This is a genomic window from Paenibacillus sp. Cedars, assembly GCF_003184205.1.
Classification (GTDB): Bacteria; Bacillota; Bacilli; order Paenibacillales; family Paenibacillaceae; genus Paenibacillus_AQ; species Paenibacillus_AQ glucanolyticus.
On sequence record NZ_CP020866.1, the window covers coordinates 142,501 to 158,786 of the forward strand.

The window sequence follows — 16,286 nt, forward strand, 5'->3', positions numbered from 1 at the left end:
TTGCACGCAGGAGGTCAGGGGTTCGATCCCCCTTGGCTCCACCAAATCAATTTCATCTATAGAAATACACTTGATCCTTGAAAACTAGATAACGAAACGAATTTGCGCAATTAGAAATATTCCTTTTAGCTGAACTTGTGTCAAAACAAGTTTTTATAAAAGTAGCAGCGGAAGATTCGTGACAGTCGATCCTTTGGAAGTTTCGTTTCCACCTATTAACTCGTTTAGTAGATCAGGAAACAAACGGACAACAGAGCGAATGGCGCGAAACTGAAGCGTTGGTTAAGCTACTAAGAGCACACGGAGGATGCCTAGGCGCTAGGAGCCGATGAAGGACGTGGCGAACAACGAAACTGCCTCGGGGAGCTGTAAGCAAGCTTTGATCCGGGGGTGTCCGAATGGGGAAACCCGGCTGATGTAATAGTCAGTCACTTCTATCTGAATACATAGGATAGTAAGAGGCATACCAGGGGAACTGAAACATCTAAGTACCCTGAGGAAGAGAAAACAAGAGTGATTCCGTCAGTAGCGGCGAGCGAACGCGGAACAGCCTAAACCAGAGAGCTTGCTCTCTGGGGTTGTGGGACGTCTCACATGGAGTTACAAAGGAACATATTAGACGAAGAGGTCTGGAAAGGCCCGCGATACAAGGTAAAAGCCCTGTAGTCGAAAGTATATTCCCTCCGAGACGGATCCCGAGTAGTGCGGGGCACGTGAAACCCCGTATGAATCCAGCAGGACCATCTGCTAAGGCTAAATACTCCCTAGCGACCGATAGTGAAACAGTACCGTGAGGGAAAGGTGAAAAGCACCCCGGAAGGGGAGTGAAATAGAACCTGAAACCGTGTGCTTACAAGAAGTCAGAGCCCTATTTATGGGTGATGGCGTGCCTTTTGTAGAATGAACCGGCGAGTTACGTTCCCATGCAAGGTTAAGGCGAGAAGCCGTAGCCGCAGCGAAAGCGAGTCTGAATAGGGCGATATAGTATGTGGTCGTAGACCCGAAACCGTGTGATCTACCCCTGTCCAGGGTGAAGGTGCGGTAACACGCACTGGAGGCCCGAACCCACGTATGTTGAAAAATGCGGGGATGAGGTGGGGGTAGCGGAGAAATTCCAATCGAACTCGGAGATAGCTGGTTCTCCCCGAAATAGCTTTAGGGCTAGCCTCGGAATTAAGAGTCGTGGAGGTAGAGCACTGATTGGGTGCGGGGCCCGCAAGGGTTACCAAGCTCAGTCAAACTCCGAATGCCATAGACTTATATCCGGGAGTCAGACAGTGAGTGCTAAGATCCATTGTCAAAAGGGAAACAGCCCAGACCATCAGCTAAGGTCCCCAAGTGTGTGTTAAGTGGGAAAGGATGTGGAGTTGCACAGACAACCAGGATGTTGGCTTAGAAGCAGCCACCATTTAAAGAGTGCGTAATAGCTCACTGGTCGAGTGACTCTGCGCCGAAAATGTAACGGGGCTAAACACACCACCGAAGCTATGGCTTGATACATTTGTATCAGGGGTAGGGGAGCGTTGTATGTAGGTTGAAGGTGTACCGTAAGGAGCGCTGGACAGCATACAAGTGAGAATGCCGGTATGAGTAACGAAAAGATCAGTGAGAATCTGATCCGCCGAAAGCCCAAGGTTTCCTGAGGAAGGCTCGTCCGCTCAGGGTAAGTCGGGACCTAAGGTGAGGCCGAAAGGCGTAATCGAAGGACAACAGGTTGAAATTCCTGTACCACCGTAAACCGTTATGAACGATGGGGTGACGCAGGAGGGTAGTGACGCGGACTGATGGATGTCCGTCCAAGCAGTGAGGCTGATGTGTAGGCAAATCCGCACATCGATAAGGCTGGGCTGTGATGGGGAGTGAAAATTATAGTAGCGAAGGTCATGATCTCACACTGCCAAGAAAAGCCTCTAGTCAGGTGAAGGTGCCCGTACCGCAAACCGACACAGGTAGGCGAGAAGAGAATTCTAAGGCGCGCGGAAGAACTCTCGTTAAGGAACTCGGCAAAATGACCCCGTAACTTCGGGAGAAGGGGTGCCTCGGTAGGGTGAATAGCCCGAGGGGGCCGCAGTGAAAAGGCCCAAGCGACTGTTTAGCAAAAACACAGGTCTGTGCGAAGCCGTAAGGCGAAGTATACGGGCTGACGCCTGCCCGGTGCTGGAAGGTTAAGGGGAGCGGTTAGGAGCAATCCGAAGCTGTGAACCGAAGCCCCAGTAAACGGCGGCCGTAACTATAACGGTCCTAAGGTAGCGAAATTCCTTGTCAGGTAAATTCTGACCCGCACGAATGGCGTAACGACTTGGGCGCTGTCTCAACGAGAGATCCGGTGAAATTTTAATACCTGTGAAGATGCAGGTTACCCGCGACAAGACGGAAAGACCCCATGGAGCTTTACTGCAGCTTGATATTGGATTTGGGTACGATCTGTACAGGATAGGTGGGAGCCTTCGAAGCATGAGCGCCAGCTTGTGTGGAGGCGACGTTGGGATACCACCCTGATCGTATCTAGGTTCTAACTTGGTACCGTGATCCGGTGCGAGGACAGTGTCAGGCGGGCAGTTTGACTGGGGCGGTCGCCTCCTAAAGAGTAACGGAGGCGCCCCAAGGTTCCCTCAGAATGGTTGGAAATCATTCGAAGAGTGCAAAGGCATAAGGGAGCTTGACTGCGAGACCTACAAGTCGAGCAGGGACGAAAGTCGGGCTTAGTGATCCGGTGGTACCGCATGGAAGGGCCATCGCTCAACGGATAAAAGCTACCCTGGGGATAACAGGCTTATCTCCCCCAAGAGTCCACATCGACGGGGAGGTTTGGCACCTCGATGTCGGCTCATCGCATCCTGGGGCTGAAGTAGGTCCCAAGGGTTGGGCTGTTCGCCCATTAAAGCGGTACGCGAGCTGGGTTCAGAACGTCGTGAGACAGTTCGGTCCCTATCTGTCGTGGGCGTAGGAAATTTGAGAGGAGCTGTCCTTAGTACGAGAGGACCGGGATGGACGTACCGCTGGTGCACCAGTTGTTCCGCCAGGAGCATGGCTGGGTAGCTACGTACGGAAGGGATAAGCGCTGAAAGCATCTAAGCGTGAAGCCCCCCTCAAGATGAGATTTCCCAACTAGTAAGACCCCTTGAAGACGACGAGGTAGATAGGTTGGAGGTGGAAGTGCAGCAATGCATGGAGCTGACCAATACTAATCGGTCGAGGGCTTATCCAAACATATTTCAATGTGCTGCATATTCGTTTCGTATCTAGTTTTCAGGTGATTAAGCATCTGAAGCGGTTTGGTGGCGATGGCGGAAGGGTTCCACGCGTACCCATACCGAACACGACCGTTAAGCCTTCCAGCGCCGATGGTACTTGGACCAGGGTCCCGGGAGAGTAGGACGTCGCCAAGCGAACAACCATAAAGACCGTTATCGATAACTCGATAACGGTCTTTTCCTGTTTGTAGATATTCTTTAAAGCTAACCTGTATGCAGTCAAATTGGTAGACATCAGGATCCTTAACTACATGTAGAGTATCCTTAAGCTTCTTTACAAGTAGTCAGAATAATTTTCGTATGTCGTCATTAGGGTTCTATATGTCTAGTCATAAGGTAGGGTAGTCGGAAGCACTGAAACAGCACCAGCACAGGGAACTAATCCGCTCATCCACCAAAGACGCTCCTTCATAATTGAAGACGTCCTAGAAAAGACGCCTTCATTATCACCATTATATCTACGTAATGTCCCATCTCTGATCGTTCCCATCGGGGATCGTGTCTGAGGGATGACTACGTTTATGCTTGGGTAACATTCCTCTGCCCATATGGCAGAACCGTAAGAGTAACACTTAAGGGTTCACCACCTCTAACGAATCCGATCTCAAACTTCTCACCAGGCTCCATGGATGTGACTTTATCCTCCAGCTCATCATAGCTGCGGATGACCTGCCCGTCCGCGCCTGTGATGATATCGCCTGCCTCTAAGCTCCCGTCCGCAGACGTACCGGGTAACACCTCAACGACCTTGACGCCCTCTAAGCTGTCACCGCGGTAAGTATAATGATTCATGCCTATCCAGCTTGACCAGAAGGTGGATCGCATGTCCGCCTCATCTTCCAGGACACTCTTCATATTACGCATAAAACGATATGTACCAAATGCCATGTTATCCATCATCATATACTCTTGCTCATTAGACCATAGCCCAGTGTACTCAATGCCAACCAGTGTCCCATCGAGATGAGGTTCCATTGTCCAAATGGTAAGCTCGTTGTCTTCACCTCTGAGCGTAAGTCTACGGTTAGGGATAAGCTCTTCAATCGTGCCGATATAGGATACGCCCCAGCCGTAATCAAGAGCGACTTGACCGCCGACCTTCAGGTCGATCTCACAATGACGGGTTTCCCAGCGGTTTCGTTCCTGCGGTTCGGTCAATGCCTTCCATGCCCGTTCCAGTGTTGTGCGGATTACAATTTCTCTCTTCACGTTCTTAAAAATAGCTGTCATTCATAAGTCCTCCTCTAGGTATTGTTTGAGCTTAGTCAGTTTGTTCTCCAGAATATGGCCAAGCTCATGCTGAAGCTGCTCATACCCGTTCTGAAAGATTGGGACGTTCAGTAGGTAGAAGCAGTACTTGCCTTCTCTGCGCTCAAGCAGCAGTTCTTCTTCGAGCAAAATCGCCAGATGTTTTTTAATGGCCGGCTGCGAAATATGAAATGCTCTCACGATCTCTAGCTGAGGGAGCTCTTGATGGGCTACCATGTTTAATATTTTCCTTCGGATGGGATCTGAAATCGCACGGTACATATCGCTCATGATTGAAATCCCTCCACACCTCATTCAGATAACCTTTTGGTTATATGTATGCATTCAGTATAGGTTCCCATCAATTGGATGTCAATATAAATGGTTAAATTGAAAATCAGGCTTTACAGAACCAAAACACTAGTGTACTATTTAACTATAACACCAGTACAAAAAAAGGAGTGGAACACATACATGAACGGAAACGGTTCAAAAGAACTCACAGCAGACAACACAGCCATGGGGAGCAGTGCTTCCCAAGCTGTTAACGCTATAAGCAAATCCGGCACAACGAATGCACATACCCATCTCCATTCATCCAATAAATCGAACGCATCAGATGATCTAGGGGATGGAATGCATTCATCAGTGATACCCTCGACAAATGCTCAGAATAGTCCAGTCGTTCTTACAGTCCAGCAGGTCACCAAAACCATTGGAAAGAAGAACATCGTGGACGGACTTTCTTTTGACATTTATCGTGGTGAAATTGTGGGATTGCTTGGACCGAACGGTGCAGGCAAAACGACAACCATCCGCATGATAGTCGGACTGATCGAGATGACTCAAGGGGATGTGCATGTTAAGGGGCACAGCATCAAGAGAGATTTCGTTCAAGCCATCCGCCATATCGGGGGCATTATTGAAAATCCTGAGTTCTACCCTTACATGAGCGGCTATGACAACTTGAGACAATACCAGCGGATGTCCGAGGGCGTGACCATCACCAGAATTATGGAGGTTGTGAAGCTTGTTGGGCTGCAGGATGCCATACACAAGAAGGTTCGTGCTTATTCACTGGGTATGCGCCAACGGTTAGGGATTGCCCAGGCTTTGCTGCATAATCCATCCATCCTCATCCTTGATGAGCCGACGAATGGACTCGATCCAGCCGGTATCCGAGAGATGCGGGACTACTTGAAACAAATCGCCAAGGATGAGGGGATTGCCATACTCGTATCCAGCCACCTGCTGTCGGAGATGGAATTGATGTGCAGCCGTGTGGTTGTTATCCAGGAAGGTAAACTCGTAACCGAGCGTTCTATCGGAGGCCCAGTCGTTGATGAAGAGTTGACCACGGTAACCTTCCGCGTAAACGATGCGGCCATGGCGGAACAGACCATTAGGCATATGAAAGACATCACGCTTCTTGCCACCCAGATCGAGGAGGGCATCGTTACGGTTCAACTGACGGAAGAAGACATACCTGCATTGATCCAGTCGCTGTGCGATGCGCGGGTACGAATCTATCGGGTGGAAGAGATTAAATCTTCACTGGAAGAAGAATTTTTGAAATGGACAGGAGGCAATCGCATTGCATAGCTTTGGAAATCTCGTCTGGAACGAGTGGCTCAAAATGTTTAAAAAACGGAGTTTTTTCCTGCCGTACGTGCTGTTGGCTGGAATGGTGCTATTCATGGCGTTTATGCTCTATAAATTCAGCGGTGGCAGCAGCACTGGTTATGAGTTCGCTCAATTGGCTGTAACCACCAAGGGGATGGGACAAATGCTGACCCTGCTTGCGATCGTAGTTACGGCGGGAGCGGTAGCAAAGGAACACAGTATGGGCACCGTCAAACTGCTGCTTATACGAGCGCAGAGCCGTACCAAGATTTTGGCTTCGAAATATGTTGCCATTCTGATTTACATCCTGACCCTTGTAGCTTTCATGTTTGTTGTCTCCGTGCTGACGGGTCAGATCACGTTCGGCATGGAATCCGGCACGGTTGCAATCGGTGATGTGTTGAGGGAAGCAATCAATAATCTGGTGTATACAATCGTCTATGTAACGTTAACCTTTATGGTAGGCATATTGACGAAATCCACCGGTCCTGCCATCGGCATCGGGATGTTCATGGTTATTATGGAAAGCATGGCTGTACAGCTGCTTGCACGTTATTCCTGGTCCAAATACCTGCTGTTCACGAACGTGGATCTTTCCATGTACAGCGGGGGAGGCAGTTCCCCGATACCGGGAATGAGCCTGACATTTTCAATTATTGTGCTCGCTGTATATCTTCTCTTGTTTCTTACGGCAGGCTTTGTTACGTTTAAAAAACGGGATGTCGCATAAGGAACCTCGAGAGAGGTAGAGCGGCGGAAAGGAGCAACCCGACAGTGAGTATAGAATTCGACAATAATCTGCCGATCTATTTACAGATCATGACGTATTTAAAGAAAGAAATTATAATCGGTAAACTTCAGCCCGGTGATAAAATCCCATCGGTCCGAGAATTAGCAAGTGAGCTTCAAATAAATCCAAACACGGTGCAGCGAACATTTCAAGAATTGGAGCGTGAGGGTATTGTGGAGACACGGCGGGGATTGGGCCGATATGTGACAAGCGAGGAATCGAAGATTATGGCGATAAAAAAAGAAATGGCCGGCGATCTGCTGGAGCGGTTTATTCGCGGAATGCAGGAGCTGGGCTTTAAAGATCAGGATATCATATCGATCGTGGAAGATGCAGTGAAGCAGTCATGATCAATAGCGGAGGTGAAACCATGGTGGAGAACTTGTTGCAGGTCCGCAGCGTAAACAAGACCTACGCCGGCGGCCGGAGAGCATTACATGACATAAACCTGAATATTCATGGTGGAAAAATCATTGGTTTGCTGGGTACCAACGGAAGCGGAAAGAGTACGCTTATGAAGATTGCGGCAGGCTTGATCCAGCCTTCGACCGGCGGTGTTGAAGTGAACGGCAAGCCGGTCGGACTGGAGACCAAAGCTATCGTATCCTTCATGCCCGACCGTCCTGTGACGGAGCCCTGGATGAAGGTATCGGATGCGGTGGCATACTTCAAGGATTTTTATGAGGACTTTAATGTTGAGAAAGCCCACAATATGCTGGAATTCATGAATTTGAAGGCGAATGATCGCATCAGTTCCTTGTCCAAAGGAATGAACGAGCGCCTGCAGTTAACACTGGCTTTGTCCCGTGAAGCCCAGCTGTATATGCTGGATGAACCCATTGGTGGAGTGGATCCGGTAGCAAGGGGCAAGATTTTGGATGCGATTGTTGAATTCTACAACGAGGACAGCAGCATTATCATTTCGACCCATCTGGTCCGGGATATTGAGCGGATATTTGATGAAGTGATTTTTATTCGCAACGGCGAAGTTGTCACGCATGACGAAGTAGAGAACATCCGCCTTAAGCACGGAAAAAGCGTGGATGAGATGTTTAAAGAGGTGTATGCGGAATGATGAAACTGTTGAAATACGACTGGAAGAGAAACTCGACAACGCTGCTTGGCGCATTCGCGATACTTCTGATCGTACAGATTGCGATCACGGTGGCGGGCTCCATCAGAGACTGGGAGCTTGGAATCATGCTTGGGTTAAGCATGCTGGCCTACGGCTCTGTAAGTGTCCTACTGGTGGTTGTCGCTAGCAAGACATTCGACTTTAATATCAAGGCGTACCACCGTCGCCTGCTTCCTGTTCGTTCGGTTTGGAGCGTAGCTTCCTCGCTTATAATGGCATGTGTGAGTCTGCTTGTGCTTGGCATACTGGCGGCTTTGCATATGTGGTATTATTGGAACTCGGCCGGCATACCGCTGCAAGACATCCATTTATCTGAATTTCCCATTACGTATGCAATTGGGCTGGCGCTGATGATGGCTTGGAAGTTGATCTACTTGATGATCACAATATTTTTCTCCATTACGGTTGCCAGAAGCATTACGAAAAAGGGGAGCGTTTGGATCGGCATTCTGGTATTCTTCGCACTGCAAAATATTCTTGGCTGGCTCAGCCATGTAATCTTTGGTGAAAAGGTGGCGTGGGTCGGGCCGATGGCTACCATCTCTTTTGGGAATGAGACAGACTTTGCCGTATCTGCCGGAGAGTATACGCTGGCATGGGGAGCCCTTGCGTTTGAAGTCGTGCTTGCAGCCTTGATCCTATACGCAACGGTCTATCTGATTGATCGGAAAGTGGAAGTTTAGTTTAACCATAGAGATAACACTGTCATGGAGATGAAGAAGGCAAGAATATATAGTAAGAGACGAAGAAGCTGCCCGGAACAGGGCAGTTTCTTTTTGGTATGGAAGGAGATTACCCTTGCCAAGCCGAACCTATCAGTATACTTCATGATCGAAATAACTCATCATATGAAGTTATAGCAAGGAGATAATATGTAGGAATATGCTAAACATTATAACGTTATATTCACGTATCGATTGTTCTATGCTATGCTATAAGCACGATACACAGATTACACACCATATAAATCGGCGAAATAACGAGGATAACGGCTGGATCGGCAAGGCTAAAGGGGTGGGATTATGAAGATTTTGGAACAGCGCTTTGTGTTGCGCAATGTACAGACGGTGTTTGATGATCAACCTTTTGACATGGTTATGGAGAACGGATTTATTACCGAAATAACGGCTGCGAATACGGCCACCGGTGCTGATCAGTTTGATTGCACGGGCCTCTATGTCTCCAGCGGCTGGATTGATATGCATGTCCATGCGGTTGCCAAGCTTGAGCCCTACGGGGATGTCATTGATGAGATTGGCGTTAAGCAAGGGGTTGCCACTATTATCGACGCAGGCAGCTGCGGTGCGGACGGGATTGGGGAGCTGGCAGACGAGGTAGCCCGGTCCAAGACCAATGTGTTTGCTTTTTTGAATATATCCCATATTGGTCTGCAACGAATCGATGAGCTTTCCAGTCTGGATTGGGTTGACGCCGACAAGGCAATAAAAGCGATACGCACCTATCCGGATCTGATCATTGGACTTAAGGCAAGAATCAGCAAAAGCGTCGTGAAGGATAATGGGGTAGAGCCGCTTCGTCTCGCAAGGAAACTGTCCGAGAAAACATCGCTTCCGCTGATGGTACATATCGGATCGGGACCCCCGCCTATTGAAGAGGTATTGGAGCTGCTTTCGAAGGACGACATTATTACCCATTATTTAAACGGAAAAGCCAACAATTTATTTGATTCGGACGGTAAGCCGATCCCGGCACTGGTAGAGGCGATAGCCCGCGGCGTCCATCTGGATGTGGGTCATGGAACAGCAAGCTTTTCGTTCCTGGTAGCGGAATATGCAAAGAACCAGGGGATTAAGCCCAATACAATCAGCACGGATATTTATCGCGGTAATCGTATGAACGGTCCGGTGTACAGTCTGGCCAGCGTGATGACCAAGTTCCTTTATTTGGGCTACAGCTTGCAGGAGGTGGTCTCAGCCGTAACGGACCATGCTGCTGCTTGGCTGCGACGGCCGGAGCTGGGGAGAATCCAAGTGGGTGATGCAGCACACCTGACGCTGTTTACGGTGCAGCAGGGGCCGCTGAGTTTAACGGATTCCGAAGGGGAGACAAGAATCGCCGACCGATATATCGAAGCCAAGGGAGTGGTAGTCAATGGATCATTCATTACATGCTAAGTATGGATTGAAACGAGTGGTTAATGCCAGTGGCCGCATGAGCATTCTCGGAGTATCTGCACCAACGGATACCGTGATGGAAGCGATGCGGATCGGTGGTCAGAGTTACGTGGAGATCGCAGATCTGGTAGACAAAGCCGGCGATTACATGGCGCGCATACTCGGTTCGGAGGCAGCGGTTGTTGTCAATTCCGCTTCCAGCGGTATCGCATTATCCGTAGCAGCCATTGTAACCGAGGGCAATCGCAGACGAAGTGATCGGCTGCATCAGGAGCCGATTGCCAAGAACGAAATCATCATGTTCAAGGGACACAATGTGCAGTATGGAGCTCCCGTTGAAACGATGGTTTACCTCGGAGGAGGTAAGGTTGTTGAGGTGGGCTATGCCAACGAAGGGCGCAAGGAACATATCGCCGAAGCGATTCATGAGCGCACCGCTGCTATTTTGTATGTGAAATCACATCACTGCGTGCAGAAAAATATGATCTCGGTGGAAGAGGCAGCTGAAGTGGCCAAGGCACACGGCCTTCCGCTGATCGTGGATGCGGCGGCTGAAGAGGATATCCAGAAGTATGTGAAATACGGTGATCTGGCTATATACAGCGGCTCCAAAGCCATTGAGGGTCCAACCTCCGGCATCGTAGGCGGCAAGCGGCAATACGTGGAGTGGGTGAAGGCGCAGCTGCACGGCATTGGGCGAAGCATGAAGGTAGGCAAGGAAACCACGTTTGGATTGCTCCAGGCGCTGGATGAGTACATGGTGAAGGAAGACAAGAGTGAACAGGAGAAGGCTGCACTCGAGGAAATGAAGTCCTTATCGGATTTGCCGGGCATTGAGGTTACCATCGTGCAGGATGAGGCAGGCCGCTCCATCTTCCGGGGACGTGTGAAAGTAGGCGAAGAAGCTGCGGGAGTCAGCGCCAAATCGATGAACGATCAGCTTCGCGAGGGCGATATCGCCATATACACAAGGGATTACGGTGTGCGGCAGGGGTATTTTGACATCGATCCACGCTCGCTTTCCGGCGATGATTTGCAAGTCATTATAACAAGAATACAGCAGATTGCAGGGGGAAACTAAAATGGCCAATATGGAGAAACGTCTTTACAGAAACCGCGCAGCACTGAATGTGCTTGCAGGCAGCATCCAGAATGCAAAGGAAATATTCGAAGCAGCGGAAGGACATGTGGTGGTCGGTGTGTTGTCGAAGAACTATCCGAACGTGCAAGAAGCCATTATCGCGATGAAGGAGTACGGTGCTGTTATTGAAGATGCCGTGTCCATCGGACTTGGAGCAGGGGATAACCGGCAAGCGGCAGTCGTAGCAGAGATCGTGAAGGGCTATCCAGGCACGCATATCAATCAGGTATTCCCTGCCGTTGGCGCTACCCGTGCTAACTTGGGGGGAGAGGAAAGCTGGATAAACAGCCTTGTGTCCCCTTCGGGTCAGGTGGGCTACGTGAACATATCTACCGGCCCGGTGAGCGCTGCCGGAACGGATGCGGCCATCATTCCTATTAAAGCCGCTATTGCGCTTGTGCGCGATATGGGAGGCAATGCACTGAAATATTTCCCGATGCAGGGGCTGAAGCTAGAGGATGAATACCGCGCGGTAGCGAAGGCATGTGCAGAGGAAGGTTTTGCGCTCGAGCCGACTGGCGGCATCGATAAAGAGAATTTTGAAGCGATTGTACGTATTGCTTTGGAAGCGGGAGTACAGCAGGTTATTCCTCACGTATATTCCTCCATCATCGATTCAACCAGCGGCGATACCATCATCAGTGATGTTCGGGAACTGCATCAAAAGTTAATAGCGCTGGTTGACCAATATGCCTAAGAGAATCGCTGCCTATGGCGAAGTGATGATGCGGCTGCAAGTACCAGGGTATGCATCTTTGGCTCAGGAGAGCCATTTGAATTACTCCTTCTCGGGCACCGGTGTCAATATCGCATCGGCCATCGCCAGATTCGGTCATACCGGATATCTGGTCAGCACGCTGCCGGATAACCCGCTTGGTGAAGCGGCGATCTCATACCTACGCAAGCTTGGTATTGGCACATCGCTGATTAGCCGGGGAGGCAAATACGTGGGCATGTATTTCCTGGAGAACGGCTTCGGTGTGCGGCCCGGACGTGTCACGTACACGGATCGGCTGGGCAGCAGTTTTAATACGGCAGCGGATGAGATGTACGATTTCGGGGCGATTGCCGAAAGCGTGGATATGATACACTTTTGCGGCATTACCCTCTCGATGAACGACACGGTGCGGGGGCAGATGAAGACGTTGGCCAAGGAAGTTAAGGCAAGAGGCGGTACGGTTGTGTTCGATTGCAACTATCGTCCCTCTTTATGGGGTGCGGACCGCTACGACTTTGCCAAGCCGCATTATGAGGAAATGCTGTCATTGGCGGACATTGTTTTTATGAACGAGAAAGACGCTCTCTATATTCTCGGCATGGAGACGACGCGTGAAGACCGGAACGAGCAGCTGCAGGAGTTGATTCCGCAGGTAGCCGCGAAGTATAATATTACGGTTGCGTCGGGGACCCACCGCAAGATCAACGGGGATAATACCCATTCCCTGCAAGGATATCTATACACGGACGGAGTCTTTAATTTTTCCCAAACATTGACGTTCTCCGTTCATGACCGTATCGGAGCAGGCGACGCCTATGCCAGTGGTGTGCTTCACGGAATTTCAGAGGGATATGAACCGGGACGGACGGTTGATTTTGCCGCCGCTGCCGCGATGCTTGCCCATACCGTAACGGGAGATACGCCGACGGCGAATGAACGCGAAGTCCTTCAGGCGATGAGTCAGCATATGTCTGATGTGGAAAGGTAGGAGGAAGTATGTCGATCACGCGGAAGAACGGTCCATTATATCTGCAAATCAAGAAGATCATTAAAGATCGGATTCTGCATGGGGTTTACCCACTTGGTGCCCATATTCCTTCCGAGCCGCAGCTGGAGCAGGAATTCAATGTCAGCAAAATGACAGTTCGTAATGCCATCCAGGAGCTGTATCAGGAGGGATATGTAGAGAAACGGAGCGGAGTGGGAACGATTGTGACCCGGAACACCTCCTTTTCCAAACTTTCCAAGGGCAAGCTGTTTACGGAGATTTTGGTTGAAGAAGGACACCAGATTCGGAAGCGCCACCTGAAGACGGAATGGGTGCATAACGAGCCGGATAGTGAATTATACTTGAAATTCGGCGAACGGTGCCTGCTTATTGAACGGTTGTATTTGCTCGACGGGAACCCTTATATTTACTATACACATTATGTGTCAGCTCAAGTGGATATGGGGGAGGAGTTCGATTCCAACGAACTGCTATCCCTGTATGACCGTATCGAGGAGAGTCAAATTACGTTGGAGAATTTCCGGGATCGCTTTCTGGCGACCGTAGCCGATGATGAGATTGCACCACTGCTTGAAGTAAGTGCAGGCGCACCGCTGCTCAAGCGGTTGAGATCCTCGTACGACGGAGCGGGCAGCATGATTGAATACAGTATCGGTTATTATAATACGGAATTACAGCATTATTTGATTAGTTATGATGTTTGATGGCGTGAATTTATAGATGGTGATGAAGAAGTGGCCCTTAAACCGGTGTTTATCGGAAATGGAGGCTGCTTCTTTTTTTTGCCGCCATATTGAATGGATCTTCAGAAAAAGGCTATAAGGGTTCGAATTAGTGGGTACAATAAGAATAAATGGACTGCAGGATGAATTCGCTAAGACCCTCTTGGCAAAATGAAAAAATGTGCTATAATGAGATTAAAGTCAAAGAAAGTCAAAGTCAACGAGAGGGTTCGCTGATTTTGATTATGGTTAAACCAAGTATAAGCAAGGCTCTGTGCGGACGTGTAAGATCACTATCCGTCTTAACGTTTCAAACAGTGGAGGGTGAACAGACCATGCGTAATATCTCTGATATTATCGAACAATACCTGAAGAGCATACTGCAGGAAAGTCCGGAAGGCACCGTTGAAATTCAGCGTAACGATCTGGCAGAGCAATTTTCTTGCGTTCCTTCCCAGATTAATTACGTCATCAGTACACGGTTTACCTTGGAGAAGGGCTTTCTCGTGGAAAGCAAGCGCGGCGGAGGCGGTTACATACGCATCCAGCGTATTGAGCTTCCTCAGCATACTGCACTCCAGCAGCATCTTCATCATACAATCGGCAGCATGATTGATCAGACGGTAGCGGAAGGGCTGATCTATCAGCTGGAGGAATCCCGGTTTTTGACGAGGCGGGAGGCCAGTCTGATGCGGGCCGCCATTTCAAGGGAATGCCTGAATGTGAAGCTTCCTTATCGGGATGAGCTGCGTGCAAGGATTATGAAGGCGATGCTTATTTCTTTATTAGGTAAGTGAGTCTGTGTAAGGAGGCATTGGATATGGTATGCCAAGAATGCGGTAAACGGCCAGCGACACTTCATTTCACCAAAATTGTGAACGGGGAAAAAACAGAGTTTCATTTTTGCGAAACTTGTGCCCGCGAAAAAGGGGAATTGATCCCCGGTACGTCGAATGGTTTTTCTATACACAGTTTGCTGTCGGGTCTCCTGGATCTGGATCCTTCAGGCAAGGGCCAGACTCCCGGTGCCAAAATGGCTCAGACGCTGCAATGTGAAGAATGCGGTATGACGTATTCGCAGTTCAGCAAGCTTGGCCGATTCGGCTGCAGCTCGTGTTATAAATATTTCTCGGATCGATTGGATCCGTTGTTCAAGCGAGTCCATGGCGGTACATCCCATGTTGGCAAGGTGCCGAAGCGCACAGGGGGGCGTATTCAGATCAAACGCCAAATCGACGAGCTTAAGAAAGAGCTTCAATTCCGGATTGTGCAGGAGGAGTTCGAAACCGCCGCCGAGATCCGGGACCAGATCCGTGAGCTGGAGAAGAATATCGCTCAGGGATAAGATCTAATGAGTATGCACTTTAGTAGGAGGAATGCGTGATGTCTAATCTCCGGTTTACCGATACGGCGCTCAGCGAGTGGATGCGCGGAACCGGTCAGGATTCCGACATTGTCATCAGCACCCGTGTCAGGGTGGCGCGCAATCTGCAGCATCTTCCTTTCCCGCTGCTGGCAACGGATCAGCAGTCAGGAGAAGTGCTAGAGCGCCTGACCCGTGTGTTAAATGATAAGGAAGATTTGCAGGATTTTGGGGATTTGCATGTAATTAAATTAAGTGAGATTGATGAGCTGGATAAGAAGGTTCTCGTTGAGAAGCATCTGATCAGTCCCAATCTGGCGAACGAATCCCGGAATGGTGCAGTCATCCTTACCGAAGATGAGTCCGTCAGCATTATGATCAATGAAGAGGATCATCTACGCATACAGTGCTTATATCCCGGATTTCAGGTTCGGGAGGCATGGGAACGTGCCACTGCGCTGGATGATGTTTTTGAATCCGAAATCGATTATGCGTTTGATGACAAACGGGGGTATCTCACAAGCTGTCCGACGAATGTCGGTACCGGTCTCCGGGCCTCTGTCATGATGCATCTGCCGGCTCTCGTTATGACGCAGCAGATCAATCGAATTCTTTCGGCTGTATCGCAGGTGGGTCTGACCGTAAGAGGAATTTATGGTGAAGGCAGCGAAGCATTAGGCAACCTGTTTCAAATCTCGAATCAGATAACGCTCGGTCAAACCGAGGCGGAGATCATCGAGAATCTTCACAGCGTCGCCTTGCAGATCATCGAGCATGAGAAGAATGCCAGAGCACGGCTCTTGGGTGACTCCAAGCTCCGTATTACGGACCGGGTGATGCGTTCTTACGGCATACTGTCCTACGCGGCAGTAATGGATTCCAAGGAAGCAGCCCAACGCTTGTCCGACGTTCGACTTGGGGTGGATCTCGGCCTCCTGGAAGGTCCGGAAATTCCGGTAATGAATGAGCTGAATGTGAAGACACAGCCGGGTTTTCTGCAAAAAACCTTTGGAGAGGGCATGCATCCTTCCGAACGAGATATGTACAGGGCTAAACTCATCAGAGAAACATTAGGTAACCATTAAGGATTGATTCTCGTTTTACTAATGGATGAACGGAAACGTCACAATAACTGGCGATACACCGAA

The 16,286-nt window shown here is 49.6% G+C and carries 15 protein-coding genes, 1 tRNA gene and 2 rRNA genes (1 of these 18 running past the window's edge); 16 read left to right on the forward strand and 2 right to left on the reverse strand.

The annotated features are described in order from the left end of the window. From B9D94_RS02050 to rrf, 3 genes are all read left to right on the forward strand, one after another. Window positions 1-44: transfer RNA gene (locus tag B9D94_RS02050), tRNA-Ala, on the forward strand (it extends 32 nt beyond the left edge of the window). A gap of 236 nt (window positions 45-280) precedes the next feature. Further along, window positions 281-3,208, forward strand: a 23S ribosomal RNA gene (locus B9D94_RS02055). 66 nt (window positions 3,209-3,274) lie between these two features. Next, window positions 3,275-3,389, forward strand: a 5S ribosomal RNA gene (rrf, locus tag B9D94_RS02060). Window positions 3,390-3,773: 384 nt separating this feature from the next. On the opposite strand, the gene B9D94_RS02065 is transcribed toward rrf, so the two are convergent. Together B9D94_RS02065 and B9D94_RS02070 are read right to left on the reverse strand one after the other, a co-directional pair. Continuing rightward, on the reverse strand, window positions 3,774-4,484 hold the full coding sequence (locus B9D94_RS02065; RefSeq protein ID WP_148246391.1) for an SRPBCC family protein: 711 nt from the start codon (window positions 4,482-4,484) through the stop codon (window positions 3,774-3,776). Continuing rightward, a complete protein-coding gene (locus B9D94_RS02070; RefSeq protein WP_148246392.1) occupies window positions 4,485-4,793 on the reverse strand; it encodes a metalloregulator ArsR/SmtB family transcription factor in 309 nt (102 codons plus the stop codon). It lies immediately after the preceding gene. A 183-nt stretch (window positions 4,794-4,976) separates the two neighbouring features. Here B9D94_RS02070 and B9D94_RS02075 point away from each other — a divergent pair, with 183 nt between their 5' ends. The 13 genes from B9D94_RS02075 (at window position 4,977) to B9D94_RS02135 (ending at window position 16,223) form a co-directional block, all read left to right on the forward strand. Further along, on the forward strand, window positions 4,977-6,104 hold the full coding sequence (locus B9D94_RS02075) for an ABC transporter ATP-binding protein (RefSeq protein WP_148246393.1): 1,128 nt from the start codon (window positions 4,977-4,979) through the stop codon (window positions 6,102-6,104). Continuing rightward, window positions 6,097-6,855, forward strand: a complete 759-nt coding sequence (locus B9D94_RS02080; RefSeq protein ID WP_148246394.1) for an ABC transporter permease — start codon at window positions 6,097-6,099, stop codon at window positions 6,853-6,855. The genes B9D94_RS02075 and B9D94_RS02080 overlap by 8 nt, the downstream gene beginning before the upstream one ends. A gap of 44 nt (window positions 6,856-6,899) precedes the next feature. Beyond that, window positions 6,900-7,265, forward strand: coding sequence for a GntR family transcriptional regulator (locus B9D94_RS02085; protein ID WP_006212967.1), 366 nt, complete (start codon window positions 6,900-6,902; stop codon window positions 7,263-7,265). A gap of 20 nt (window positions 7,266-7,285) precedes the next feature. Next, window positions 7,286-7,990, forward strand: a complete 705-nt coding sequence (locus tag B9D94_RS02090) for an ABC transporter ATP-binding protein (protein ID WP_148248713.1) — start codon at window positions 7,286-7,288, stop codon at window positions 7,988-7,990. Beyond that, window positions 7,987-8,733 carry a hypothetical protein gene (locus B9D94_RS02095; protein WP_006212965.1) on the forward strand — a complete coding sequence of 249 codons (747 nt, stop codon included), beginning with the start codon at window positions 7,987-7,989 and terminating at the stop codon, window positions 8,731-8,733. Before B9D94_RS02090 ends, B9D94_RS02095 begins: the two co-directional genes overlap by 4 nt. Before the next feature lie 348 nt (window positions 8,734-9,081). Further along, complete coding sequence (locus tag B9D94_RS02100; protein ID WP_172964026.1) at window positions 9,082-10,185, forward strand: amidohydrolase/deacetylase family metallohydrolase; 1,104 nt, start codon at window positions 9,082-9,084, stop codon at window positions 10,183-10,185. Continuing rightward, on the forward strand, window positions 10,163-11,266 hold the full coding sequence (locus B9D94_RS02105; protein ID WP_148246395.1) for a DgaE family pyridoxal phosphate-dependent ammonia lyase: 1,104 nt from the start codon (window positions 10,163-10,165) through the stop codon (window positions 11,264-11,266). Before B9D94_RS02100 ends, B9D94_RS02105 begins: the two co-directional genes overlap by 23 nt. A 1-nt stretch (window position 11,267) precedes the next feature. Continuing rightward, window positions 11,268-12,023, forward strand: coding sequence for a 2-dehydro-3-deoxy-phosphogluconate aldolase (locus B9D94_RS02110; RefSeq protein ID WP_148246396.1), 756 nt, complete (start codon window positions 11,268-11,270; stop codon window positions 12,021-12,023). Further along, window positions 12,016-13,032, forward strand: a complete 1,017-nt coding sequence (locus tag B9D94_RS02115; protein WP_148246397.1) for a sugar kinase — start codon at window positions 12,016-12,018, stop codon at window positions 13,030-13,032. Before B9D94_RS02110 ends, B9D94_RS02115 begins: the two co-directional genes overlap by 8 nt. An 8-nt stretch (window positions 13,033-13,040) precedes the next feature. Next, a complete protein-coding gene (locus tag B9D94_RS02120) occupies window positions 13,041-13,757 on the forward strand; it encodes a GntR family transcriptional regulator (RefSeq protein ID WP_006212960.1) in 717 nt (238 codons plus the stop codon). A 353-nt stretch (window positions 13,758-14,110) separates the two neighbouring features. After that, on the forward strand, window positions 14,111-14,572 hold the full coding sequence (locus B9D94_RS02125; protein WP_006212959.1) for a CtsR family transcriptional regulator: 462 nt from the start codon (window positions 14,111-14,113) through the stop codon (window positions 14,570-14,572). A 23-nt stretch (window positions 14,573-14,595) separates the two neighbouring features. Further along, complete coding sequence (locus B9D94_RS02130) at window positions 14,596-15,120, forward strand: protein-arginine kinase activator protein McsA (protein WP_006212958.1); 525 nt, start codon at window positions 14,596-14,598, stop codon at window positions 15,118-15,120. A 38-nt stretch (window positions 15,121-15,158) separates the two neighbouring features. Beyond that, on the forward strand, window positions 15,159-16,223 hold the full coding sequence (locus B9D94_RS02135) for a protein-arginine kinase McsB (RefSeq protein ID WP_006212957.1): 1,065 nt from the start codon (window positions 15,159-15,161) through the stop codon (window positions 16,221-16,223). The last annotated feature ends 63 nt before the right edge of the window (window positions 16,224-16,286 follow it).